The organism is Empedobacter sp. R132-2, assembly GCF_030324375.1.
Taxonomy (GTDB): Bacteria; Bacteroidota; Bacteroidia; order Flavobacteriales; family Weeksellaceae; genus Empedobacter; species Empedobacter falsenii_B.
On record NZ_JACAGG010000002.1, the window covers coordinates 223,594 to 246,580 of the forward strand.

28 protein-coding genes are annotated in these 22,987 nt (G+C 30.6%); 11 read left to right on the forward strand and 17 right to left on the reverse strand.

The window, feature by feature from the left end:
- Nucleotides 1–72 precede the first annotated feature (72 nt).
- From HXZ69_RS02755 to HXZ69_RS02765, 3 genes are all read right to left on the reverse strand, one after another.
- A complete protein-coding gene (locus HXZ69_RS02755) occupies nucleotides 73–726 on the reverse strand; it encodes an alpha/beta hydrolase family protein (protein WP_219033984.1) in 654 nt (217 codons plus the stop codon).
- Nucleotides 727–826: 100 nt separating this feature from the next.
- A complete protein-coding gene (locus HXZ69_RS02760; protein WP_286494918.1) occupies nucleotides 827–1,840 on the reverse strand; it encodes a beta-ketoacyl-ACP synthase III in 1,014 nt (337 codons plus the stop codon).
- Between the two features lie 84 nt (nucleotides 1,841–1,924).
- The gene (locus HXZ69_RS02765; protein WP_286494919.1) at nucleotides 1,925–2,800 is read right to left on the reverse strand and encodes a DMT family transporter; all 876 of its coding nucleotides are present in this window, start codon (nucleotides 2,798–2,800) and stop codon (nucleotides 1,925–1,927) included.
- Between the two features lie 173 nt (nucleotides 2,801–2,973).
- Here HXZ69_RS02765 and HXZ69_RS02770 point away from each other — a divergent pair, with 173 nt between their 5' ends.
- Entirely contained in the window at nucleotides 2,974–3,780 is an 807-nt protein-coding gene (locus tag HXZ69_RS02770; protein ID WP_125350055.1) for a TerC family protein, read from the forward strand.
- Nucleotides 3,781–3,812: 32 nt separating this feature from the next.
- Here the strand turns inward: HXZ69_RS02770 and HXZ69_RS02775 are convergent, their stop codons facing one another.
- The 5 genes from HXZ69_RS02775 to HXZ69_RS02795 all read right to left on the reverse strand — a co-directional run bounded on the left by HXZ69_RS02775 (nucleotide 3,813) and on the right by HXZ69_RS02795 (nucleotide 6,523).
- On the reverse strand, nucleotides 3,813–4,040 hold the full coding sequence (locus HXZ69_RS02775) for a hypothetical protein (protein WP_125350054.1): 228 nt from the start codon (nucleotides 4,038–4,040) through the stop codon (nucleotides 3,813–3,815).
- Nucleotides 4,041–4,088: 48 nt separating this feature from the next.
- On the reverse strand, nucleotides 4,089–4,433 hold the full coding sequence (locus HXZ69_RS02780) for an arsenate reductase family protein (protein ID WP_286494920.1): 345 nt from the start codon (nucleotides 4,431–4,433) through the stop codon (nucleotides 4,089–4,091).
- Nucleotides 4,434–4,496: 63 nt separating this feature from the next.
- Nucleotides 4,497–4,688 (reverse strand): cold-shock protein, encoded by a 192-nt coding sequence (locus HXZ69_RS02785; RefSeq protein WP_135837000.1) that lies wholly within the window; start codon nucleotides 4,686–4,688, stop codon nucleotides 4,497–4,499.
- Nucleotides 4,689–4,707: 19 nt separating this feature from the next.
- Nucleotides 4,708–5,133 carry a cold shock domain-containing protein gene (locus HXZ69_RS02790; protein ID WP_038335861.1) on the reverse strand — a complete coding sequence of 142 codons (426 nt, stop codon included), beginning with the start codon at nucleotides 5,131–5,133 and terminating at the stop codon, nucleotides 4,708–4,710.
- A gap of 331 nt (nucleotides 5,134–5,464) precedes the next feature.
- On the reverse strand, nucleotides 5,465–6,523 hold the full coding sequence (locus HXZ69_RS02795; RefSeq protein ID WP_286494921.1) for a 3-oxoacyl-ACP synthase III family protein: 1,059 nt from the start codon (nucleotides 6,521–6,523) through the stop codon (nucleotides 5,465–5,467).
- Between the two features lie 321 nt (nucleotides 6,524–6,844).
- On the opposite strand from HXZ69_RS02795, the gene HXZ69_RS02800 reads away from it, so the two are divergent.
- Genes HXZ69_RS02800 through HXZ69_RS02820 form a run of 5 tightly spaced genes read left to right on the forward strand, consistent with a single transcriptional unit; the run spans nucleotide 6,845 to nucleotide 11,756 of the window.
- Complete coding sequence (locus tag HXZ69_RS02800) at nucleotides 6,845–7,252, forward strand: DUF6146 family protein (RefSeq protein ID WP_038335835.1); 408 nt, start codon at nucleotides 6,845–6,847, stop codon at nucleotides 7,250–7,252.
- Nucleotides 7,253–7,285: 33 nt separating this feature from the next.
- A complete protein-coding gene (locus HXZ69_RS02805) occupies nucleotides 7,286–7,684 on the forward strand; it encodes a hypothetical protein (RefSeq protein ID WP_038335837.1) in 399 nt (132 codons plus the stop codon).
- A gap of 42 nt (nucleotides 7,685–7,726) precedes the next feature.
- On the forward strand, nucleotides 7,727–8,827 hold the full coding sequence (gene prfB / locus HXZ69_RS02810; RefSeq protein WP_286494922.1) for a peptide chain release factor 2: 1,101 nt from the start codon (nucleotides 7,727–7,729) through the stop codon (nucleotides 8,825–8,827).
- A 20-nt stretch (nucleotides 8,828–8,847) separates the two neighbouring features.
- Nucleotides 8,848–10,215, forward strand: a complete 1,368-nt coding sequence (gene trkA, locus HXZ69_RS02815) for a Trk system potassium transporter TrkA (RefSeq protein ID WP_180906656.1) — start codon at nucleotides 8,848–8,850, stop codon at nucleotides 10,213–10,215.
- The gene (locus HXZ69_RS02820; protein WP_180906655.1) at nucleotides 10,215–11,756 is read left to right on the forward strand and encodes a TrkH family potassium uptake protein; all 1,542 of its coding nucleotides are present in this window, start codon (nucleotides 10,215–10,217) and stop codon (nucleotides 11,754–11,756) included. The genes trkA and HXZ69_RS02820 overlap by 1 nt, the downstream gene beginning before the upstream one ends.
- On the opposite strand, the gene HXZ69_RS02825 is transcribed toward HXZ69_RS02820, so the two are convergent.
- Nucleotides 11,753–12,727: a glycosyltransferase family protein gene (locus HXZ69_RS02825; protein WP_286494924.1), complete on the reverse strand. Its 975-nt coding sequence runs from the start codon at nucleotides 12,725–12,727 to the stop codon at nucleotides 11,753–11,755. The two genes, HXZ69_RS02820 and HXZ69_RS02825, sit on opposite strands and share 4 nt — an antisense overlap.
- A complete protein-coding gene (locus tag HXZ69_RS02830) occupies nucleotides 12,728–13,552 on the reverse strand; it encodes a UDP-2,3-diacylglucosamine diphosphatase (protein WP_038335849.1) in 825 nt (274 codons plus the stop codon).
- Between the two features lie 92 nt (nucleotides 13,553–13,644).
- Between HXZ69_RS02830 and HXZ69_RS02835 the strand changes: the two genes are divergently transcribed.
- Nucleotides 13,645–13,857 (forward strand): hypothetical protein, encoded by a 213-nt coding sequence (locus tag HXZ69_RS02835; protein ID WP_180906652.1) that lies wholly within the window; start codon nucleotides 13,645–13,647, stop codon nucleotides 13,855–13,857.
- 58 nt (nucleotides 13,858–13,915) lie between these two features.
- Here HXZ69_RS02835 and HXZ69_RS02840 read toward each other — a convergent pair whose 3' ends face one another.
- The 3 genes from HXZ69_RS02840 to lpdA all read right to left on the reverse strand — a co-directional run bounded on the left by HXZ69_RS02840 (nucleotide 13,916) and on the right by lpdA (nucleotide 16,291).
- A complete protein-coding gene (locus HXZ69_RS02840) occupies nucleotides 13,916–14,461 on the reverse strand; it encodes a T9SS type A sorting domain-containing protein (protein ID WP_286494925.1) in 546 nt (181 codons plus the stop codon).
- A 150-nt stretch (nucleotides 14,462–14,611) separates the two neighbouring features.
- On the reverse strand, nucleotides 14,612–14,761 hold the full coding sequence (locus HXZ69_RS02845) for a lamin tail domain-containing protein (RefSeq protein ID WP_280038151.1): 150 nt from the start codon (nucleotides 14,759–14,761) through the stop codon (nucleotides 14,612–14,614).
- Nucleotides 14,762–14,899: 138 nt separating this feature from the next.
- Nucleotides 14,900–16,291 (reverse strand): dihydrolipoyl dehydrogenase, encoded by a 1,392-nt coding sequence (gene lpdA / locus HXZ69_RS02850; RefSeq protein WP_286494926.1) that lies wholly within the window; start codon nucleotides 16,289–16,291, stop codon nucleotides 14,900–14,902.
- 90 nt (nucleotides 16,292–16,381) lie between these two features.
- Here lpdA and HXZ69_RS02855 point away from each other — a divergent pair, with 90 nt between their 5' ends.
- Nucleotides 16,382–16,729 carry a hypothetical protein gene (locus HXZ69_RS02855; RefSeq protein WP_219033995.1) on the forward strand — a complete coding sequence of 116 codons (348 nt, stop codon included), beginning with the start codon at nucleotides 16,382–16,384 and terminating at the stop codon, nucleotides 16,727–16,729.
- Between the two features lie 33 nt (nucleotides 16,730–16,762).
- On the opposite strand, the gene HXZ69_RS02860 is transcribed toward HXZ69_RS02855, so the two are convergent.
- Complete coding sequence (locus tag HXZ69_RS02860; protein WP_286494927.1) at nucleotides 16,763–17,767, reverse strand: hypothetical protein; 1,005 nt, start codon at nucleotides 17,765–17,767, stop codon at nucleotides 16,763–16,765.
- A gap of 131 nt (nucleotides 17,768–17,898) precedes the next feature.
- Here HXZ69_RS02860 and HXZ69_RS02865 point away from each other — a divergent pair, with 131 nt between their 5' ends.
- Nucleotides 17,899–18,711 (forward strand): WG repeat-containing protein, encoded by an 813-nt coding sequence (locus HXZ69_RS02865; RefSeq protein ID WP_221857095.1) that lies wholly within the window; start codon nucleotides 17,899–17,901, stop codon nucleotides 18,709–18,711.
- Between the two features lie 35 nt (nucleotides 18,712–18,746).
- On the opposite strand, the gene HXZ69_RS02870 is transcribed toward HXZ69_RS02865, so the two are convergent.
- The 3 genes from HXZ69_RS02870 to prmC form a co-directional block, all read right to left on the reverse strand.
- A complete protein-coding gene (locus tag HXZ69_RS02870; protein WP_219033998.1) occupies nucleotides 18,747–19,313 on the reverse strand; it encodes a GNAT family N-acetyltransferase in 567 nt (188 codons plus the stop codon).
- Between the two features lie 54 nt (nucleotides 19,314–19,367).
- Entirely contained in the window at nucleotides 19,368–19,895 is a 528-nt protein-coding gene (locus HXZ69_RS02875) for a hypothetical protein (protein WP_286494928.1), read from the reverse strand.
- Between the two features lie 123 nt (nucleotides 19,896–20,018).
- The gene (gene prmC, locus HXZ69_RS02880) at nucleotides 20,019–20,843 is read right to left on the reverse strand and encodes a peptide chain release factor N(5)-glutamine methyltransferase (protein WP_125350425.1); all 825 of its coding nucleotides are present in this window, start codon (nucleotides 20,841–20,843) and stop codon (nucleotides 20,019–20,021) included.
- Between the two features lie 92 nt (nucleotides 20,844–20,935).
- On the opposite strand from prmC, the gene HXZ69_RS02885 reads away from it, so the two are divergent.
- Both HXZ69_RS02885 and HXZ69_RS02890 read left to right on the forward strand, forming a co-directional pair.
- Nucleotides 20,936–21,268 carry a DUF3060 domain-containing protein gene (locus HXZ69_RS02885; protein ID WP_160279610.1) on the forward strand — a complete coding sequence of 111 codons (333 nt, stop codon included), beginning with the start codon at nucleotides 20,936–20,938 and terminating at the stop codon, nucleotides 21,266–21,268.
- 186 nt (nucleotides 21,269–21,454) lie between these two features.
- Complete coding sequence (locus tag HXZ69_RS02890; RefSeq protein ID WP_286494929.1) at nucleotides 21,455–22,915, forward strand: discoidin domain-containing protein; 1,461 nt, start codon at nucleotides 21,455–21,457, stop codon at nucleotides 22,913–22,915.
- Nucleotides 22,916–22,987 lie beyond the last annotated feature (72 nt).

Below are 22,987 nucleotides of genomic sequence, written 5' to 3' on the forward strand. Positions count from 1 at the left end.
GATATTTCTTGTACAGATTGAATAAAAATTGTCAGTTCGAGTGATTTTTAGGAAAAATTATAAATGAATCATTTATTTAAAATCATAATTTCTCCTCGCCCATTTTTTACTTGGTTCAATCCATTCATCAAGAGCTTTATAAAGAAAACCATGCTTTAAGCCATTATTTAATTCAATTTCTTTGAAATGATTGATTTTATTGGTTGAATTTTCTTTACGTTTTATAGCTGAAACGCCAAATGCATCAGACTTCTCGTAAATGGTTAAAACATTTCCAGAAAATTTTATATCAGGCATTTCTTCTAAATCACTTTCTTGAAACGAACCAATAAATACATAGTTGATTTGAGGATTATTTTTAAAAGTTGATACATATTGCGCAATGTAACCACCTTTCGAAGTTCCTACAACCGTAATATGATTAGGTTTAACACCTGTATTAATCAAACTATCAATTTGCTTAACAACCTTTTTTGCATATTTTATTCCGTCTGTTTTCGGCTTTCTTTTCTCACTAATCACAATAAAACCGTCTTTCTTGAATGAATTCAAAACTTTAGAATACTCAATTTTAGTTTTATAGACTGTATCATAATCTCCATCGTTATGCGTTTCTAAATATTTATTATGGAGAAAAAAGATATAATCTTGATCCTTTACATTTTTTGATATTTTATGTTGCGAACAACTCATTAAACCAATTATGAGAATCAATAAATATTTCATTAATAATTTTTTAAATCAATCAAATATAACCAAAAAACCCTCACTAAAAAGTGAAGGTTTTTTTTATATTCTAAATTTGTAAATCTAAATTCAAACTTACTTACCAGTTCATCAAAACAGAGCCCCATGTAAATCCTGCTCCAAAAGCAGTCATCATTACTAAGTCACCTTTTTTGATTTTACCTTCTTGTTTTGCTTCACTCAATGCAATAGGAATAGATGCTGCCGTAGTATTTCCGTAACGCATAATATTGTTATAAACTTTCTCATCTGGTAATCCCAATTGTTTTTGTACAAATTGAGAAATACGCAAATTCGCCTGATGTGGAATAAATAAATCTAAATCTTCTGGCTTTTTATTCGCAGTCGATAAAGCTTCGATAATTGATTCTGGAAAACGAGTTACCGCATGCTTGAAAACATAGTTCCCATTCATATATGGATAAATCTCTTTTTTAGTTAACGTATTACCTTCTTTCAATAATTCGTCTGACCAACCTGTTTTTGTTCCAGGGAAAGTAACTGCTAATTCTTCGGCAAATTCACCTTCAGAATGTAAATTAGTCGATAAAATTCCACGTCCTTCTTCTTCCGTTGCCGAAACAATTACTGCTCCTGCTCCATCTCCAAAAATTACTGAAACGCCACGACCTTCATCCGACATATCCAATCCGAATGAGTGCACTTCTGCTCCAATCACCAAAATATTTTTGTAAACTCCTGCTTTTATAAAAGCATCAGCCGTTGATAACGCATATACAAAGCCAGAACACTGGTTACGAATATCCATTGCCCCAATTGTACGACAACCTAACTCTTTTTGCACCAATACACCATTTCCAGGAAAATAATAATCGGGAGATAAAGTCGCAAATAATATAAAATCAATATCTTGAGCAGTGATTCCTGCATCTTCTAACGCATTTTTAGCCGCAATAACTCCCAAATCTGTAGACGAAATCTTAGAACCTGGCTCGATATGTCTTCTTTCGACAATCCCTGTACGTTCCTGAATCCATTCGTCATTGGTATCCATCACTTCAGCTAAATCAAAGTTTGTAACAACTCTTTCGGGAACATAATGCCCAACACCTGTAATAATAGAGTGTATCATGTGATTATGGTTTACTTTTCAATTGAAGCAAAGATATTAAATGATAAGCATTCTTTAAAACAAATGCGTCTTTTTGACAATAAATTATTTAGAAAATCTTGTTTTTAATATTCCGTTCATAATGATAGAAAGTACCATTACCCCTGTAGCAATATAAAATATAGGATTCATATGTTCTGAATCTCCAAAAATAAGACTTGCCAAAATGATGCCATAAACTGGTTCTAAATTTACGTTCAACATCAACGTAAAAGCACTAACATGTTTCAGCAAATCAACTGATTCTATTTGTGCAAAAGCTGTAAAAATGACGCCAAGCAAAGTCAGCCATCCTAAGTTTGACCAACTTATATTTACAACTTCAGAAATAGCTTCTGGCTGAAAAAGAATCATTACCACCGAAAGTGTGATAACTCCACCAATCATTTCGTATAAAGTAACTTTAGTTGGTTTGATTGACTTTGGTAATCTCGAATTAAGAACTGCAAATAATGCCGATAGAAAACTACACAAAATACCAATGATAATTCCCAATTTATAATCTTCTGGTGATGCATTAAAAATAACAGCTACACAAGTGGAAACGATTATAGCAAGAATTATTTCGAGCAGATTAATTTTTCGTTTAAAAAAAATAGGTTCTAAAATCGCACTAAAAAGCGCGCCCATCGACAACGTACTCAACGCAATTGAGATATTAGAAAGTTTAATCGACAAATAAAATGTAAACCAATGTATTCCTACAATTCCACCGATAGCAAGTAATTTCAACAATTCGTTTTTAGTTACCTTGAAATCCATTTTTCTGAACTTCATATAAATAAAAACAGCAATAGCCCCAATAAGAACACGATACCAAACCATTGACAACGCACTCATTGTAACTAATTTTCCGAAAACTCCTGTAAATCCCCAAAGAAGTACGAGAAACTGCAACCGAAGTTGAACTTTTGAAATCATTCTAAGTCTTTTTCGCAAAAGTAAAGTTTAATTCTATATTGCTAAAACGATTTGATTGATTTAATCTGTAAATAATTTTGTATAAGTTCTAATATTAAATTAACATTAAATAATTATTACTCAAACTTTAATTCTTATTCTTCGTTGTATTTTCGAAACTTCAAAATTAATCGATGGATTTTAGTATTTTTTTACAACCAGATGCATTAGTTGCATTATTTACATTAACAATGTTAGAAATCGTTTTAGGGATTGATAATATTGTTTTTATTTCTATTTTGTCAGGAAAATTGCCTGCACATCAACAAAAGAAAGCACAACAGCTTGGTTTATTTTTAGCCATGTTTACACGTGTTATCCTTTTATTCTCACTAAGTTGGGTCATGAGTCTTACCACTCCTCTATTCAATATTGGCGAATGGATTGGCATTACTTCAACCGAATGGTTAGAAAAATTAGCAATCTCTGGTCGAGATTTGATTTTACTAATCGGAGGATTATTCTTGATTTATAAATCGACTGTAGAAATTCACCACAAAATAGAAGGTGTTGAAGAAACCGGAGGAAAAGTGAAAGTCCATTCTTTTGCAGGAACTATCGTACAAATCTTAATTTTAGATATTGTTTTCTCATTAGATTCTGTAATTACAGCAGTTGGTATGGCAGAACATATTGAGGTTATGATTGCGGCTGTAATTATTGCTGTTGCAGTTATGATGCTTTCAGCAAGTGCGGTTTCTAAATTTGTGAACGATCATCCAACGGTTAAAATGTTGGCTTTATCATTCTTATTATTAATCGGCGTTTCGTTATTAGCAGAAGGGTTTGATCAACACATTTCGAAAGGATACATTTATTTTGCCATGGGCTTCTCTGTTTTAGTCGAATTCTTGAATTTGAAAATGAAGAAAAAACATTCGAATCCAGGAATTGTTCGAAATATGGTTGGTGATGCAGAAGAACAAAACAAAAATATATAATACAAAAAAGAGTTTTTTTCAAAACTCTTTTTTTATTTATTCTCTAAAATAGTTTCGTTTTCAGCTTCAACTTTCTTTTCATATTTTTTTCGGATATATTCTGCAGCCAATGTTACGGCTACTCCACCAATTATTCCATATATTGAACGTTTTCCCAAAAATTTAGCTACCGTTACTCCCGTTGTAGCGGCTGTTGTTAATAAACCTATTTTAGTTCCTTTCTCCGTTTGATTTTTTGTTAATGCATCTAAAATTTTCATAGCTTTTTATGTTTAGTCTTAGAAATACTTACAATTATCAAACCATTTTTATTTAATAAAATTTTCTACCAATTCTTTTGGACGACCTACTATTCCACTTTTTCCATCTGTCACTATTGGACGTTGAATCAATTTTGGATATTCAACCAAAGCATTCAAAATTTCATCATCAGAAAGTTCATTTCCTTTAAAATTTATTTTCCAATCTTCTTCATTTGTCCTTACTATATCAATTGGTTTTAGATTTAGTCTTGTTAAAATAGTTCTCAATTCATCTTTCGTCAAAGGCTCTTTCAAATATTCTCTTATTTCAAAATCTTTTCCAGACTCTTCCAAAACCTTTACTGCATCTCTACTTTTTCCGCAACGCGAATTATGTAATATTGTGTACATAAATACTCTTTTAGAAATTAAATATAGTTCAAAAAAAAGAATCCTTATATAAGGATTCTTTTTTTATTTTCTTTTTACATTAACAGCCATAAGACCTTTTTTTCCTTTTTCAATATCAAAAGTAACTTGATCATTTTCATTTACTTTGTCAATTAATCCAGAAACATGTACAAAAACATCTTCACCTCCGTTTGCGTTAGAGATAAAACCAAACCCTTTTGATTCGTTGAAGAATTTTACTGTTCCTTCTTGCATAGTTGTATATTTAATTAATTTATTTTTTTGATATTTGAATTGCTCTGAATCCTTTTTCAGACATTTCTTTTTTGAACTGTACTTGATCTCCTACTTTAAGTAATTCTTTTGATTCTTTGAAGTGGAAGAAGATTTTATCGTTAGAAGCTGGTACTTTAATAAAACCAAAACCTTTTGAATCGTTGTAGATATCAACCATACCTTCTATAAAAACATCTCTGTTATCAGATTCAAATCTTTTATTATTCAGCAAATCGGCTTCTTTGTCTTGTAAATGAGGTGGTACATCTGTAAAATTACCAAGTACATCAACATAGACAATCATATCTTCTAATGATTTTCCTTTGTTGTTATTCTCTTTTCTATTCTCTCTTTTGTTTAATTTTTCTAATTTTTTTAAAGCTTTCTTTTTGCTATTTTCTTTTTTAGATGTAGAATCTGCCATAAATGTTTGTATAGATTTTTTGTTTTTAATACTGATAAAACCTAAGAAAACATGAATTAATTATCCGACAACATTTATATTATAATGTAGTAAAACTTACAAGTATACGTTTTAGAAAACAGAAGTTAAAATTATATTGACTAGGTCAATTAGTGAATTAAAAAAAGTAAAATAAAGAATACAATTGTAAACTATTAAGACAAAATATCTTCTTAAGTACGTTGCAAAGGTAATAAGTTTTAATGAATTAAATAGTATTAATTTCTAGAGAATTCTATATGATAAAAAGTTCTAATCTAATTGTGATTAGAACTTATCATGATTGATATCGTTAAAATTGGTAAATAAACGTGTTTATATTCATGCCTGCGCCAACAGATGCAAATAATACCACATCGCCTTCATTTATCTGGTGATTTTCTAAATCATTATCCATAATCATTTTCAAAAGAATTGGAATTGTTGCCACACTACTATTGCCAAGTTTATGAATATTCATTGGCATAATATTTTTTGGCACATCTTGATCATATAAACTATAAAAGCGTTTTACGATTGCTTCGTCCATTTTTTCGTTGGCTTGATGAATCACTATTTTACTGATATCGTCAATATTATATGAGCTATCATCAACACATTTTTTCATTGCTAAAGGTACTTTGGATAAAGCAAACTCATAGATTTTTCTACCATACATTTTGATGTATTTGGTATTCGGACATTTTTCTGAATTATACGATTTTCCAAAAAACAGATAATCTTTTTCTTCGTTTGCATAAGAGGCAGATAAATGGGCTTGTATTCCTTTATTGTTTGTAGAAGCTTCTAATATTGCTGCACCAGCGCCATCTGCATATATCATTGTATCTCGGTCGTGTTCATCTACTACTCTCGAAAGAGTTTCAGCACCAATTACCAAACATCTTTTTGCTAATCCAGCTTTTATAAATGCATTGGCTTGTATAACACCTTCTACCCAACCTGGACAACCAAAAATAACATCGTAAGCAACACAATAAGGATTTTGAATTTTCAATAAATTTTTTACTCTTGCAGCAAGACTTGGCACCATATCAGACTGAATCGTATCGTGTTTTACATCTCCAAAATTATGAGCGAATATAATATAATCAATAGTTTCTGCGTCGATATTTGCATTTGTGATGGCTGAAGCAGCTGCCATATAGCCTAAGTCTGATGTTACTTGATCTTTTCTGGCATATCGACGTTCTTCTATTCCTGTTATTTGTTTTAATTTATGCGAAATTGTAGCATTATTTTGATCTAAAATTTCTCCTTGTTCATTAAAAAATTGATGTTCTTCAAAAAAATGATTTGATATTTTTTCAGTTGGAATATATTTTCCTATTCCTATAAAGTGATTTGTCATATATATTTTAGATAACAGAGTTAGAATCTGCTATCGGATACAATCTCGGGATAACTTTAAGAACTATTGCTATAAAGTTACATTTTTAACTTAAACTTTATATTTATACCAAAATTATATCTTATAAAATATTAAATTAATAAATTTCATGATGATAATTTTTCAATGTCTCTTAGATATATATATAAATAATATGAAATAAACATTTATATTTCAGAACTACTATTCATGTAATTCTAAATTATTAGAATATAAGTGTAAATGTAGATATAAACACTTAATATCGTTATTTTTCAATATATTTAATCAAATTAAAAAATTATGAAAAAGCTATTTTTATTCTTCAGCGTTTCTCTCCTATTTTTTGCTTGTACAACCAATCAATCCACACAAAATTCAGTGCCGAATAAAGATGAGAATTCATTAAAATTCGAGCCGAATGAAGATGGCGATTATGATATTGTTGTATTTGATCCTCAATATGATATTTATTTAAAAACAACTGCATTACCCAAAGAATATTATTCAAAAGAATATTACGAACAAAAAAATCGCCAATATGTGATGATTTGGAATCAACGACATATGCAACCAATGACATATAATCCAGATTTGTATGCAGTAAGTATAGATTTAGATCCTTCTGTTGACTATGGTTATGATTTTGAATACAAATTATTTAACTTTTTTCGATTTATTGAACATAAATATCGTGTCAGAATTAGATAATATCGTTTATTTTTGCAAGCTAATTTTAGAAAGATGAACGATTTTTCAATCAAAATATACAATCAAATCATTGAAGCAATTCCAGATTTTACAGGGCTTCACAAAAAAGATACCGAATTATTAGAATTCCATATCGAGAATGAATACAAATCGACTTTTGGTGATCTTTATATTCAGACTTCGGATGATGATAAGATTTGGATCAAATCTTCTTTTCCTTTTACAACTTACGAAGTAGATTCTGTTGAGGAACTTTTGTATATTTTGGAAGGTTTGTTGTTCAACCAATTATTCTGGGTAATTAGTTATGATGATGGTGATTGGGACGATACTTTTTTGATGCTGAAAGACCAAGAAATTAAAACGGAAGACGGTTTTACTTATAAAATTCTTTCTTGGAACGGAAAAGATGATAAAGTGATTAATGCTTAACCTCGTGTTCATAAAATCCCCTATTTTTATACATTTGCAATTATGTTTAACAACGAATTACTAAAAGACATCCAAAAACGTACACAAGATTTGCACGAATATTTGGAAATCGAACAAAAAGAAATCGAAGTTCAAAATGAAGAAGAACACGCTGCTTCACCTGAATTTTGGAACAACCCGAAAGAAGCCGAAGCTTTTATGAAAGTTTTACGTGGTAAAAAGAAATGGATTGATGAATACCAAACGATTGCAAATGCAGTAAATGATGTCGAAGTTTTAGTAGAATTTAACCGCGAAGGCGAGGTAAGTGACGAAGAAGTTATGGAACAATATACTGTTGTTGCTAAGCTTTTAGAAGATATAGAATTCAAGAATATGCTTTCAGAAGAAGGAGATAATCTTGGTGCAATTCTTCAAATTACTGCGGGAGCTGGAGGTACAGAATCTTGTGATTGGGCTTCTATGTTGTTGCGTATGTATTTGATGTGGGCCGAAAAACATGGATATAAAGTAAAAGAATTAAACTATCAAGCGGGTGATGTTACAGGTGTAAAAACGGTAACATTAGAAGTTGATGGCGAATTTGCTTTTGGTTATCTAAAAGGAGAAAATGGTGTGCATCGTTTGGTGCGTATTTCGCCTTTTGATAGTAATGCAAAGCGTCACACAAGTTTCGTTTCGGTTTATGTTTCCCCAATTGTGGATGATACAATCGAGATTGAAATCAATCCTGCTGATATCGAATTACAAACGTCTCGTTCTGGAGGAGCTGGAGGGCAAAATGTAAATAAGGTAGAAACTAAAGTTCAGTTAACGCACAAACCAACTGGGATTGTAGTTGTTTGTCAGGTTGAACGTTCTCAGTTAGCCAATCGCGAACGTGCAATGGAGATGTTAAAATCTGAATTGTATAAGATTGAGTTAGAGAAAAAAATGGCTGCACGTAATGAGATCGAGGCAAATAAGATGAAAATCGAATGGGGTTCTCAAATTCGTAATTATGTGATGCATCCATACAAATTGGTAAAAGACGTCAGAACAGGAACTGAAACAGGTAATGTGGATGCTGTAATGAACGGTGATATAGACGAATTCTTGAAATCGTTCCTAATGTTAATGGGACAAAAAGAAACGTCAAAATAGTTTTATCCTAAATTTCTTTCATGAAAATATTAATCGGAGGTGCTGGAGAAGTTGGTTTTCATTTGGCTAAATTACTTTCTAATGAAATGAACGACATCGTCATCATGGACATGGACAAGGACAAGTTGTTGATGATCGAAAACTCGTTAGATGTAATGGCTTATCGTGGTGATATCACTTCTTTCAAGGCTTTGCGAGAAGTTGGAATTGATGATACAGATATTTTTATATCGGTCACTCATCTTCAAAACACAAACCTTACAAGTGCTTCGATTGCGAAAGATTTAGGGGCAAAACGCACATTAGCTCGAATTTCGAATCCTGAATTTCTTTACAAAGAAAATCAATTTTGGGTTCAAGGAATGGGAATTGATGCATTAATTAGTCCTGAGAAATTAGCGGCTGATGAGATTTATTCTCTTGTTCAACAATCTGCTTTCAATGCGATGCATCCCTTTGCAAATGGTCAACTTTTTATGGTTGGAACTGTTTTGGATGCGGATTGTAAAATTTTGGACAAGCAGTACAAAGACATGTATTTGACGACGAAAGGTGGCGAAGACAATCTTTTGATGCCAATTGCAATAATTCGTAGCAACGAACGTGGCGAATATCAAACCATTATTCCCGAAGCCGAAACTGAATTTAGAATAGATGATCACGTTTATTTTATTGTCAAAAAAGCTGGAATTTTAGAAGTTTATAAAATCCTTGGAAAGAAACAAGAATATTTCAAAAATGTAATTGTTTTAGGAGGAGGAAGTATTGGTGTCAAAGTTGCCAAACTTTTAAAAGATAACAAGCACAATGTTAAGTTATTAGAAATCAATCGAAACAAAGCTTTTGATTTAGCTGACGATTTAAATAACATTTTGATTATCAATGGTGATGGTCGAGATGGAGAATTGTTATTGGAAGAAGGTATTTCTGATTCGGATGCTTTTATCGCTGTGACAGGAAGTTCGGAAACGAATATTATGTCATGTCTTTTGGCAAAATCAAAAGGCGTTAAAAAAACAATTGCTTTGGTCGAAAATATCGACTATATACATCTTAGTCAAGAAGTTGGAATTAACGCTTTTATCAATAAAAAACTCTTAACCGCAGATAGTATTTTCCGTTATATTCGACAAGGTTCTGTGATGGATGTAACAGGAATTTCTGATTTAGATGCTGAAGTTTTAGAATTCCGTATTCACGAAAATTCTGAAATCGCATTCAAAAAAGTAAGCGATTTTCCGTTTAAAGAAGGTGCTATTATTGCTGGAATTGTTCGCAGAAATGATGGATTTATTCCAACAAAAGATTTCATTATCGAACCAAAAGATCACGTCGTTGTTTTTAGTCAAGCGAATTTAATTCCAAAAGTGACCAAATATTTTAAATAATGAAATCACTTAACATCAAAGTAATCCTGAATCTTTCGGGTGTTTTATTACTATTAAATGCGCTCTTTATGTTTATTGCAACATGTGTCAGCATTTATTTTAATGATCATCTACTCTACCCTTTTTTAGTTTCGGGGAGTTTAGTGGGATTGTCGGGAGCTGCAATGATGTATTTTACGCGTGACAGAAGAAAACACATCAACAAACGCGAAGGTTATATCGTGGTTTGTGTCGGATGGCTTTTCTTGATTCTTTCGGGGTGTTTACCCTATGTTACCTCGTTAATATTTCTACCAAACGATCATATCATCAATGAAAATTTTAGTTTTGTCAACATTATTTACGAAACCGTTTCTGGTTATACAGCGACTGGGACATCAATTTATGATGATGTAGAAAGTCTCCCAAAAAGTATATTATTTTGGCGAAGTACAACCAATTGGATTGGTGGTATGGGGATTATCGTTTTGACGATTGCGATTTTACCGTTTCTTGGAATTGGTGGTCGACAGCTTTTTATGGCAGAAGCGCCTGGAATTTATACGGATAAAATTCACCCTCGAATTACAGAAACAGCAAAAAACCTTTGGTTAGTTTATTTAGGCTTAACTGCTTTTTTTGCGATGTTGCTTTATTTTGGTGGAATGAATTTATTTGATGCTGCAAATCATTCGATGAGTGTGATTGCAACGGCAGGTTTTTCTACTAAGAATGAAGGTTTGATGTATTGGAATAACAATATTTTTATTCAATATGTATTAATCGTGATGATGTTTTTGGGCGGAACAAACTTCGCATTGATTTATTTATTGATTAAAGGACAATTCAAAAAAGTATGGAAAAATGAAGAATTCCGTTGGTGGGTTGGTTTACTTGCTGTCGTTACATTTATCGTTTTTGTTGTATTATTTTTCAATATTTACCCTAGTTATTCCGTCGAAACCTATTCGTGGTTTAATTTCGAACATTCATTCAGAAGTTCATTATTCCACGTTGTATCTATCGCATCTACAACAGCTTTGGCAATGGAAGATTACACAAGTTGGTTAACCGTAACCACACTTATTTTCTTCTCTTTGTTCTTCATCGGAGGTTCGGCAGGTTCTACATCTGGAGGAATTACAGTTATTAGACACGTCATTTTATTAAAAAATAGTTGGATCGAATTTAAGCGTATTTTACACCCAAACGCAATTATTCCTGTTCGTTATAACAATCGTTCGCTTAACCAATCTATTGTTTTCCACGTCATGGCATTCTTTGTCATGTTTATGTTTACATGGATTGTGAGTTCTATTTTGTTTGCGCTTTTGAATTATGGTATAACAATGAGTTTCCAAGATATTTTGGCCTCTTTAACATTAACTGCTTCCACTTTAGGAAACGTAGGTCCGGGAATTGGCGAATTTGGTCCGGGTACTTCAATGAATTCTTTAACGGATAGTGCAAAATTATTATGTTGTTTTTTAATGGTTTTGGGACGATTAGAGCTTTATACAATCTTAATTTTATTTACGCCTGCTTTCTGGAAAAATAATTAATGGGATGCTTCTAAAATTACTTTCTGAATGATTTCTTCGGTTTGATCTGGGAAATCTTTCTCAATAATTTTATTCGAATCCACCCAACGTTGCAATTGTGCTACATTCAAATCATATGAATAATCAACGCCAATCATTTTTAAAGCTTCGCAATTACATAATTGTTCGTATTGACCTTTAATCGGAATCACAAAAAGCTTCTTTTTAAGATAAATACTTTCGGCAGGCAATTCGAAACCAGCACCGCACAAAACTCCTTTACAATTTTCTAAAGTTCTAGTAAAAAGACGTTCATCAATTGGATAAATTTGAACATTAAATTGACGCGTAACATCTTTCACAAAAGGTGAAAAAACTTTCCATTTTGAATCTTTAATCAGTGATAATTTCTCCATAATTTCTGTTGGATGAAAACTTGGTAAATACACCAAATAGTAATCTTTTCGTTTTGGACGCAATGCTCTAATTTTATCTCGAATGATTGGTAAAAAAATAGCATCATTATATTCTTCGAAATGAAAACCGTAATACTTAGAAGTTGGTGCGTAATATTTTAAAATCGTTTCGCCCGTTTTATTTTTCACTGTTGGTGTTTCATCAAATAAAAATGAAGCTTGATGACTCAAACCAACAATATTTATCTTTTTCTTTCGAGCTGCATGTGCCGTAATTGGCTCAAAATCATTAATAATTAAATCATATTTTTCAATTGGAAAATGATTCACTTCATTCCAAAAAGATTTAAAACTATTCTCCTTAAAAATTCGTTTATACGAAACTTTCCCAAGCTGATTATAAAACAACGACAAGCCATTGTGATGTTTAAATTGATAATTTTCGAGTTGTAATTGTGAATTAGAACCACTCACAAAAACATTCAAATCTCCATATTCTTCAAGGATTGGTAACATTTTTTGCGCACGAGCCAAATGTCCATTTCCTGTTCCTTGCAAAGCGTATAAAATTTTCATTTATTTTTTATTGAGAATTGAAACAATCAGTTCATCTAACGAATAATTGAACTCGATTTCTTCTAAATTTTGCATCAAAGTATGTTTATGTTCTTCAAAATAAAACACTGACCAATTTCCGTCTACACATTCTAAAGCAGATAAATTCTCAATCCAATCCCCCGAATTCATATAAACACAAATTCCTTTATCCGTTTTTACTTTTCGCAATTGTGGTTGATGAATATGTCCACAAACTACATAATCATATTCATTTTCGATCGCTAATTCGGCAGCAGTTTGTTCAAAATCATTGATATGCTTCACCGCTTTTTTCACTGAATTTTTAATCTTTTGAGATAACGAATAACGTTCTCTTCCAAAAAACTCTAAACATTTATTGATAAAATAATTCAACTGAATTAATTTATCATAACCCCAACCACCTAATTTCGCAATCCATTTCGAATGTTGAATCGATGCATCAAACACATCTCCATGAAAAATCCAAGCGACTTTATCATTTTGTTTCAACATATATTTATCCGTTAAAAGAATATTTCCAAAACGCATTGTGGTAAATTTACGTAACAATTCGTCATGATTTCCTGTTATATAAACGATTGGAATTCCTTGTTCTGAAAGATTTAACAAATAACTAATAATTTGAAGATGCGTTTCTGGGAAATAACTTTTCTTAAAATTCCAAATATCCACAATATCACCATTGAGAATAATTTTTTTTGGATTGATTGACTGTAGATAAGCTAACAGCTCTTGTGCTTTGCAACCAAAAGTTCCTAAATGCACATCCGAAATAACAACAACATCAAGATTACGCTTCATTGATTTTTATTTAAATTTCGAAATCAAATATTACTTAAACGTTTTTTTAATCTTATGAAATCTTTATAAATTTGAGTCTAAATTGTAAAGTTATGAGCGAATTGAAATTCAAAACAAATATAAATTGTGACAGCTGTATCAAATCTGTAAAACCTTTTTTGGACGAAGCTGTAGGTAAAGACAATTGGAAAGTTGATACTTCTGATGAACGAAAAGTACTGACTGTGACAACAACCGAAGATGAAGAAGAAGTTGTAGAAGCTGTGACAGATGCAGGTTTTAAGATTCAGAAATTAGAAGAATAAATAAAAGCGATTCAGTAAACTGAATCGCTTTTTTGTTAGATTAACAATATATTCTTTCTTATTTTTTTACTACTTTTTGAGTAGAAGATTTTCCGTTAGAAGTAGTTTTAACTACATACGTCCCTTTAACTAATGAAGAAACATCTACATTTTGAACACCTTTAACTTCGAAAGATTTTACCAATTGTCCGTTAATATTGTAAACTTCTACAATTGTTTTATCTTTTACATTGAAAGAAGCTGTATTTGTCCATAATGTATTAGAAACTGCTTTAGTTAATGTTAAATTATCTGTACTCAAATTTGTACAAACATTTGCAGCCGTTTGTCCATTTCTAGGAGCAGCAGCAGCTACGTCAAAATCATTCTTATTATCATTTGTATCTTGACATCCTTTTAACTTTCTTTGAGCAGAATCAGTATTAGATAAAGCCGCAGTAGGACCAGATCCTTCATATTCATTAGACGTTCCAAAACCTACAAAATCAACGATATCTTTATCTGTTACATCAGTTATTGGATCAACATTAGATACAAGTGCTACTTTACCGTTCATGGCTCCTAATGCAAGAGCTGTAGCAGGAATTTGGTCTGGAGTTGGCAATGCATCTGTTCCACTATTACCTTTAGCTTGTTGAATTAAATAATATTTACCTGGCTGAATTGTAATATCTGCTAATACTTGTGTATTAGCTGCACTAACATTACCTGTAGCAGAAGCATATTGAAGTGAATGACCTTTTAATGTAACAGCTTAAGAGCCTCTATTAAACAACTCAATAAAATCATGCGTATATTTTGCGCCCGAATTTCCTCCTCCACCATAAACTTGACTAATCACAACTTGTCCAAATGATAAAGAAGATAATGCAGTAATTACTACTAAAGAATAAAATTTTTTCATATTATATCTGTTTTTAAATTATTATTATAAAGATAGTTAAAAAACAAATTCAATATACATAACGCAAAAAATTAACGATTTGGTAAAATAAAAAAGCAGCCAAAAGGCTGCTTCAACTATAAATTTTAAATTTATTTCTTAGATATGAATTGCATGTCCATATGCATCTTCTACCGCTTCCATAATAGCTTCTGCCATTGTAGGGTGCGCGTGTACAGATTTCATAATTTCATGTGCAGTAGTTTCTAATTTACGGGCTACAACTGCTTCTGCAATCATTTCAGTAACTCCATCACCAATCATGTGACATCCTAACCATTCACCATATTTCGCATCAAAAACTACTTTTACAAAACCATCAGCAGCTCCGTTTGCAACAGCTTTACCGTTTGCAGAGAATGGGAATTTTCCTACTTTTACTTCGTATCCAGCTTCTTTAGCTTTTGCTTCTGTTAATCCTACAGATGCAATTTCTGGAGAACAATAAGTACAACCTGGGATGTTTCCGTAGTCGATTGGTTCTACTTTTTCACCAGCAATATGCTCAACACATAAAATACCTTGTGCAGATGCTAAGTGAGCTAAATCTGCTCCTTTTACAACATCACCAATTGCATAATATCCTTTTACAGATGTTTCACAAAAATCATTGATAACTATTTTACCTCTTTCAGTTGCAATACCAACTTCTTCAAGACCAATATTTTCTGTATTTGGAACAACTCCTGCTGCTGATAAAACAACTTCTGCTTCAAGAATTTCTTCTCCTTTTGCAGTTTTAATTGTTGCTTTTACTAAATCTCCAGTTGTATCAACTCCTGTAACTTCTGCATTTGTTAAGATATTGATTCCAGATTTTTTAAGAGATAATTGTAATTGTTTCGAAATATCTTCATCTTCAACATTTACAATGCGTGGTAAAAACTCTACAATTGTCACTTTTGTTCCTAATGTATTGTAGAAGTGAGCAAACTCAACTCCAATCGCTCCAGAACCTACAACAATCATTGATTTTGGTTGCTTTTCCATTGCTAATGCACCACGGTAACCAATTACTTTTTTACCATCTTGTGGTAATGCAGGTAATTCACGAGAGCGTGCACCAGTTGCAATAATTATATTTTCTGAAGATAATTCACTAACAGAACCATCTGCTGCAGTAACTTTTACTTTTTTTCCTGGTAAAACTTTTGCTTCACCTTGAATTACTTCAATTTTGTTCTTCTTCATTAAGAATTGAACACCTTTACTCATACGATCCGCCACTCCTCTACTACGAGAAACAACATTTCCAAATTCGAATGAAATATCTGAAGGTAAGTTAATTCCAAAATCTTCTGCATGATTTAAGTATTTGAATACTTGAGCAGATTTTAATAAAGCTTTTGTAGGAATACATCCCCAGTTAAGGCAGATTCCACCTAATTCAGCTTTTTCTACGATTGCTACTTTTTTACCTAATTGTGCTGCTCTAATTGCTGCAACGTATCCTCCAGGACCACTTCCAATAACTATAATGTCGTAACTCATTTTTTCCATAATTTGAATGCTAATTTAATAATTATAACCCGAAAAAAAAGGAATTCCTTAAAATAGATTAAAATTTCTTACTTTTGCACTGTGAAAATATTCTTTGAAAATTACGCTGACGACTTACAGGTCGAAACTGAATTACCTTTAGAAGGTAGTTTATCACAAGCTATTGAGATTTTTCATAACCTACCTGATTATGACGGAAGTTATATTGGTTTGATGAATCAAGATGGGAATACTGTTCAGATTTCGAAATATGATCGATTTTTATTTTTAGTAGAAATCCCTGTTTACCAAGAACAAGCTTCATATTCAGTATTATTTACTTATTTTCAAGTAATGCAATTATTAGAAGATTTATACAAAGGATTTGATCCTTATAACATAAAAGGATTGAAATTTGAACAGTATTTAACAAAAAAAGCAACGAAATAATCGTTGCTTTTTTATTTTTATATTATTTAGATTTTACTGCCAAATATATTTCTCACCTAAACTTAACGTTGATTTCATCACATATTTTCCTTCCTCATTTTTTTCAGTTAATACTAAAATAGGATAATATTCACCTGCGGGAACCAATTTTGTGATATTTGTAGTAAAATTTAGCTTTTCAATTTTAGTAAAAGCAGAAATTGGTGAAACATCTAGATTTAGAAGTTCAAATCCATCTATTTCTTTAATTCCTGTTATATTTTGATTTGAAAAATATACCATTAATTTTAAGTCATTTGTAGGTTTATAATCTAAATTCTGTATAGAATTATCAACTCCACCAATTGTAACCATCAACGAATTGAAATCAATTTCTAATTTCCAACCTCCAACTAATTTTAGTTTTTTATTTACATTCGCTATGTTCAAAGAACTTTCTACAGGTGTATATATATCAGATAAAGTAGCGTCTATATTCTTTGTAGAAGCTAAAGTATTAGCATCTGTAACCTGAGGTAATTCTACATTCTTTACAACTTTATCAATTAAAATATTATTAGATTCTAAAGAAATTTTACTACTCAAAACTTTATAATTCAAAATAGAACCTGATTCTTTTTCTTTCAATAACAAAACTGGTGTATAATCTCCTTGTGCTAATGTTTCAAGATCTGAAGCTTTAAAAGTAATAGTAACGTTATTGAAGCTTGTTCCATTTCCTTCTAACTGCCCTAATTGTGCGTTTGTATTGATTTTATTCGGTAAATTATATAAATCTACAGATGTTTTTGATGGAGCAAAATATAAATCAAGAAATAAAGTCTGACTTGTTTTGTTTAAATAATTTGTCAATTTTCCTCCAGATATTTTATAGTTAGATGTATTTCCATCATTCGAAATTTTCCATACTCCTTCAAAAGAATAGTCTTTATTTATCGTAGTCGGTAAATTAATAATGTTTATACCATCTTGTTGAGCTGTAACAAAACTACTCATTATAATAGTTGCAGTAAAAAATAATTTAGTAAAAATATTCATAGGTTATATTTTAAGCTTTCCTACAAAAGGAAGAATTTAATTTACAAAAAGTGTTTAAAATTGGATTTTTTAATATTTATATACAAACTATTAATTTTTGATTAATTAATTTTACGTCGAATTATAGAATTATGACTAAAATATCACCAAAAGATACAGACCAGTTTGACAATTTTGTTCACAAAGAAACAACAACATTTGAAGATTTAACTGTTTTCGATCGCAACAATTTGGCACCAATATCTATTGATAATCAATTTGGTTTAATAGATAAAGAAGGAAATGTAATTATTCCGTTTCAATATCAAAAACTTGTGCTCACAACTGTTAATGCCTATAGCGCGCAAAAGGAGAATAAGTGGGGAATTATCACAAAATCTAACCAGATTTTGATTCCGTTCGAATATGATTTAACAAGTGATTTTATTGAAAATATTTGTGCTGTAAAAAAAGATGGAAAATGGGGTTTTATTGATTTATTAAATCAAGTTGTGATCCCGTTCGAATATGATGGTTGTACAGATTTTAGAGCTGGTTTAGCTGGAGTTGAAAAAGATGGAAAATGGGGAATGATTGATAAAAATAATCAGTTGATTATAGATTATCAATACGAATATTTAACGCCAGTCGATCAAAATTTTGCCACTTTTGGAGAAGCTACTTCACTAAAAATTGAGCGTCCAGATATATTAGCTTATTTTCCATATTTCTTATCAAAAGAGAATTATTTGATGCATTTTGGTTTAATTTCAACCAAAAACGAACAAATTTTAGGTCCAATTTCTGAATTACCAATTTTAGAAAGTTTCGAGAATCAAGCTGTTATTCGTCAAAATTATCAATTAGGTTACTTAAAAAATGGAAAAGATTTTGTGAAATTTGAACAATTTACAATCGATCCGTACGAAGAAAAAATCTTAACACAATTAGGAGTAATGAAATAAAAAAAGAGCTTTAAGAAAAGCTCTTTTTTTATTATCTATTGTTTTGGTTTATACTGCATATATTCATGATTTTCGCTCATCAACATTTTTTCCCCAACCACTTCAAAACCTTTTCTTTCGTACAATTTCTTTGCATTTGGGTTTGTAAAATCGACCAATAAACCTAATGTTTTGCCTTGCTTATTTCCTATTTCATCAATCAAATAATCCAATATTTTAGAACCTATTCCTTTCCCTCTAAAATCTTCAGAAACTGCAATTGTGTCAATATATATTTCACCTGCTTGTGTTTCATCTTGCGGATGAATAATTTGGTTATAATCATTTTTCAATAATTCTAAAACAGGTTTTCGAAGTTCTTCTAATTTTCCTCCGTCATAAAAAGTTGTTGTTCCAGCAAATTGATTATCATATTCTACAACAACTGTATTTTGATAACTATATTGATTTTCTTCTTGTTCAATTAATTTTTTCAAGAATAAAACCCCTTCTTCATAATCTGTTTTTCCGATAAAATCATAAACGATTTTATCCATCGCTAACATCATCAATCTTGCAATTGATAACGCATCTGTCTTTGTTGCTTCTCTAAAATTTAACATAAAAAAATAGCCTTGAGATTTCTCAAGGCTAAGTTAGCAATAATTATTTTGAAATTATTTCGCTTTTAATTTATCTAACGTATTGTTATATCCTTCTTTTGCTTTTTCTCCAGCTTCTTTCGCTTCTGCTTTCACATCTTTTGCAGCTGCATTGATATCAGCTTTTGCATCTTTTGCAACAGTTTTAATATCTTCTTTTGCTTGATTAGCTTTTGCATCTACTTTATCTACAGTATTATTCACTCCATCTTTTACATCTTGCGCAGCATTATTTACAGCAGCTTTTGCATCAATCCACGCTTTATTAGCATCGTCATAAGCTTTTTGTGCAGCTTCTGTTGCAGCTTTATCACCTTTCGCTTTTGCTTCATCTAAAGCTTTTTTTGCTTCGTCTACTTTCGCTTTTGCATCAGTTTCTGATAATGTAGTTGTTGTAGTTGTCGTTTCTTTGATAACAGTCGTAGAATCATTCGCTAATGAATCTACAGTTACATTAGTTTCAGTTGTTTTTGAAGTTTCTTGTTTACAAGAAGTAGCAAATGATAATGAAGCAACTGCCACTAATACAAATAATTTTTTCATAGTTGTTTTTTTTTATTGTTTTAATAATAGAATCAGTTCTAACAATTTTAATACCAAATTGCGAACGATTATTGAATTAAAATTAAATCTTTTCAGAAAATAAAACAAGATTCTTATAGATAATTATTGATTAGAAGCACTTAGCATACGATCATTTCCAGAAATATCTTTATGAATGATTACATTTTGATAAAATTTTTGAAATAATTGTTTTGTCTCTTTTCCTAAATATTGATTGATTTCACAATAAATTTTACCATTCTCTTTCAAATGATTTTTAGCAAAATCTATTACTCGTTCATAAAAAATTAAAGCATCATCATTTTCAACAAAAAGCGCCAAATGAGGTTCAAAATTCAAAACATTTTGATGCATTTCTTTTTTTTCAAGATTTCGGATATAAGGTGGATTTGAAATAATTACATCAAATTTATGGTTTAATTGAATGTCTTCCAGTAAATTATTGTGATAAAAATTTATATTAACTTTTAAATTTTCAGCATTTGATTGTGCTATTTTCAATGCATTTTCAGAAATATCTAATGCTGAAACATTTGCATTTGGAAATAATTTTGCCAACGAAATAGGAATACATCCTGTTCCTGTTCCTAAATCAATCATAGAAATATCTTGATTTTGAGCATAATCATTTCTAATTAATTCAACCAATTCTTCCGTTTCTGGACGAGGAATTAATGTATGTTCATTCACAAAAAAGAAATCGTTATAGAAAAAAGCTTTTCCAGTAATATGTTGTATAGGTTGACCTTTTTTTAATTGTTCTAAATCTGATAAAATTTCAGTCGTTAATTCAATTTCATCTCGGCTAGATAAATCAAGATTCAACTTATCTTCTACATAAATCATGAAAATATGAGAAGCTTCTTCTTTATCATATAGTAATTGCAATTTATCTAAAAACAATTGTTTTAGCTCAACTAAAGTCATTTTGTTAAATTTTTGTAAAGTTAGATTTTATTAATTGAAAGTGCACGATTCTTGATTTCTAAAAAGTAACCAAAAAAGAAATCACAATGAAAATGAATAAATTATTATGTGCTGTTACGATGTTATTTATTAGTCACCTTTCTTTTGCGCAGATAGAAATTGATGGAAATAATAAAAAACTAACGTTAGATTGTAAGGGACAAAAAGTAGAAGTTGGCGGAAGTGGACATGTGATCAATTTGAAAGGAGATTGTACCAAAGTTGAAATCATGGGAACAAATAATACAATATCTGTTAATGGATTAACTTCTGCTGAATTAGCTGGCGAAGGAAATACATTATATTATCGTAAAGCATTATCTAAAAATGGTAAATTACCTCAAATAATTGAGGGAAATAATAATACAATTATCAAAAAGCAGTAAAAATCTTTTCATTTATTATGTCTTTAATAGTTAGAATCTCTTTCTTAATTGTATTATTAAAGAAAGGGATTCTTTATTTCTTAACATTTCCTTATTTTTTTTTCAAATTGGTTCCTAGCTGATTATAAATAAAATGTATTAATTAACTTGTCTAAACAACAAAATATCAATTAACACAAATTATTTATGAAAAAAAATTACTTCCTACTAAGTATGATTTTACTTGGTATAGATTCTTTTGCGCAGGAATACAAAATGCCCGTTTCTAGTGTTACTTCTAAACAAGAGGCACAAAGTGGTAATGAAGCTACTTTTAGCGCAGATGGTATATTAACGACAATGTACCATTCTAAATGGAATCAAAATGGAATCCCAGATCAATTAGATTTTAGTTTCAACAGTCAAGTTAAATCTATAAAATCCCTTGCCTATTTTCCAAGGCAAACAGGTACTAATGGAATTTGGACAAATGTTGAAATTTTATATTCAACTAAAGGTGATCCAACAAATTTCAAAACAGCGACTACGAGTGCTATAACATGGGCTGGAGATTCTACATCTAAAAAATTTGATTTTGATAAAGAAATTATCAATCCAGCAGTCATTAGAATAAAAGTGAATGCTGCTCTAGGAAATTTCTCGAGTGCTGCGGAAGTTGAGTTTTACTCGTCTGATCAAATTACTCCAATAGCTTCGGAGTGTGTAATACAAACAAATGAGTTCTCAAACTATAAGGATATGAAAGTTTCTCCATTAGTTACAGGTTCGTCAGCATCAAGTTTTCAAACAGGGGAAAACATAGAGCAATCATTTGATGGAGATTACAATACGCTTTATCATTCTAACTACAATTCTACTGAAAAAACTTTCCCTATTTCATTAATTTATGCTTTTGATGGAAACACACCATTAGATTATATGATCTATTATCCAAGAAATGATGGTGGAGTAAATGGTTTATTAGGAAAAGTAAAAGTTAGTTACAATACTATAGCTGACCCTACTTATATTGAAATTTCTACACAAGATTTTACGCAAACAAATGATGTAAGAAATATATCTTTTCCATCACAAATAAAACCTTCTTCTATCAAATTAGAAATTTTAGATGGCAAAGGAAATTTTGCAAGTGTTGCCAAGATGGAATTTTATCAAAAAAATTCAAACAAGTTTGATCAGAAAAAGTATTCAACAATTTTTAAAGATGATTTATTCTCAGAATTAAATTCAGGCGTAAATCAACAAACAATTGATGGAATTACTACATCTCCTTTTGTTAAATCTTTAGCACAATGTTTATTAGATAATAAATACAAAAAAATAGATCGTGTTAACGAACATAAAGCATATAAAACAATAGCTTCTATCAATAAAGAATACAAAATTGGAAATTACAATGCTTACGAAAATCCAACAGGAATAGTTTTTTCGGAAAAAACAACTAGCGTTATGTTTGTAAGTGGTATTCCTTCTGGTGAAAGTGTATATTTACGTGTTAGAGATTCTGCTAACGAAGCAAATGTAACTGATATCTCCTACCCTTTATCAAATGGAATAAATGCTATTGAAATGAAAAATAATGGATTAGGATATATTTCTTATTATTCTGATTCTAATAATCTACCAAATATAAAATTAAATGTGTAATCTTCCCTAAAAAACGGAACGTTTAAAAATATAGTTTATTAACTTAGGGATAATTATGAAACAAAGCAATTT

What these genes read in the sequence shown, in the direction of transcription:
- HXZ69_RS02820 (WP_180906655.1), top strand. Translation starts at nt 10,215, where the DNA reads ATGAAATCACTTAACATCAAAGTAATCCTGAATCTTTCGGGTGTTTTA.
- HXZ69_RS02800 (WP_038335835.1), top strand. Translation starts at nt 6,845, where the DNA reads ATGAAAAAGCTATTTTTATTCTTCAGCGTTTCTCTCCTATTTTTTGCT.
- HXZ69_RS02780 (WP_286494920.1), bottom strand. Translation starts at nt 4,433, where the DNA reads ATGTACACAATATTACATAATTCGCGTTGCGGAAAAAGTAGAGATGCA.
- trkA (WP_180906656.1), top strand. Translation starts at nt 8,848, where the DNA reads ATGAAAATATTAATCGGAGGTGCTGGAGAAGTTGGTTTTCATTTGGCT.
- HXZ69_RS02870 (WP_219033998.1), bottom strand. Translation starts at nt 19,313, where the DNA reads ATGTTAAATTTTAGAGAAGCAACAAAGACAGATGCGTTATCAATTGCA.
- HXZ69_RS02825 (WP_286494924.1), bottom strand. Translation starts at nt 12,727, where the DNA reads ATGAAAATTTTATACGCTTTGCAAGGAACAGGAAATGGACATTTGGCT.
- HXZ69_RS02805 (WP_038335837.1), top strand. Translation starts at nt 7,286, where the DNA reads ATGAACGATTTTTCAATCAAAATATACAATCAAATCATTGAAGCAATT.
- HXZ69_RS02845 (WP_280038151.1), bottom strand. Translation starts at nt 14,761, where the DNA reads ATGAAAAAATTTTATTCTTTAGTAGTAATTACTGCATTATCTTCTTTA.
- HXZ69_RS02765 (WP_286494919.1), bottom strand. Translation starts at nt 2,800, where the DNA reads ATGATTTCAAAAGTTCAACTTCGGTTGCAGTTTCTCGTACTTCTTTGG.
- HXZ69_RS02770 (WP_125350055.1), top strand. Translation starts at nt 2,974, where the DNA reads ATGGATTTTAGTATTTTTTTACAACCAGATGCATTAGTTGCATTATTT.
- prfB (WP_286494922.1), top strand. Translation starts at nt 7,727, where the DNA reads ATGTTTAACAACGAATTACTAAAAGACATCCAAAAACGTACACAAGAT.
- HXZ69_RS02775 (WP_125350054.1), bottom strand. Translation starts at nt 4,040, where the DNA reads ATGAAAATTTTAGATGCATTAACAAAAAATCAAACGGAGAAAGGAACT.
- HXZ69_RS02785 (WP_135837000.1), bottom strand. Translation starts at nt 4,688, where the DNA reads ATGCAAGAAGGAACAGTAAAATTCTTCAACGAATCAAAAGGGTTTGGT.
- HXZ69_RS02875 (WP_286494928.1), bottom strand. Translation starts at nt 19,895, where the DNA reads ATGAAAAAATTATTTGTATTAGTGGCAGTTGCTTCATTATCATTTGCT.
- HXZ69_RS02835 (WP_180906652.1), top strand. Translation starts at nt 13,645, where the DNA reads ATGAGCGAATTGAAATTCAAAACAAATATAAATTGTGACAGCTGTATC.
- HXZ69_RS02755 (WP_219033984.1), bottom strand. Translation starts at nt 726, where the DNA reads ATGAAATATTTATTGATTCTCATAATTGGTTTAATGAGTTGTTCGCAA.
- lpdA (WP_286494926.1), bottom strand. Translation starts at nt 16,291, where the DNA reads ATGAGTTACGACATTATAGTTATTGGAAGTGGTCCTGGAGGATACGTT.
- HXZ69_RS02830 (WP_038335849.1), bottom strand. Translation starts at nt 13,552, where the DNA reads ATGAAGCGTAATCTTGATGTTGTTGTTATTTCGGATGTGCATTTAGGA.
- HXZ69_RS02885 (WP_160279610.1), top strand. Translation starts at nt 20,936, where the DNA reads ATGAATAAATTATTATGTGCTGTTACGATGTTATTTATTAGTCACCTT.
- HXZ69_RS02865 (WP_221857095.1), top strand. Translation starts at nt 17,899, where the DNA reads ATGACTAAAATATCACCAAAAGATACAGACCAGTTTGACAATTTTGTT.
- HXZ69_RS02860 (WP_286494927.1), bottom strand. Translation starts at nt 17,767, where the DNA reads ATGAATATTTTTACTAAATTATTTTTTACTGCAACTATTATAATGAGT.
- prmC (WP_125350425.1), bottom strand. Translation starts at nt 20,843, where the DNA reads ATGACTTTAGTTGAGCTAAAACAATTGTTTTTAGATAAATTGCAATTA.
- HXZ69_RS02790 (WP_038335861.1), bottom strand. Translation starts at nt 5,133, where the DNA reads ATGGCAGATTCTACATCTAAAAAAGAAAATAGCAAAAAGAAAGCTTTA.
- HXZ69_RS02795 (WP_286494921.1), bottom strand. Translation starts at nt 6,523, where the DNA reads ATGACAAATCACTTTATAGGAATAGGAAAATATATTCCAACTGAAAAA.
- HXZ69_RS02760 (WP_286494918.1), bottom strand. Translation starts at nt 1,840, where the DNA reads ATGATACACTCTATTATTACAGGTGTTGGGCATTATGTTCCCGAAAGA.
- HXZ69_RS02890 (WP_286494929.1), top strand. Translation starts at nt 21,455, where the DNA reads ATGAAAAAAAATTACTTCCTACTAAGTATGATTTTACTTGGTATAGAT.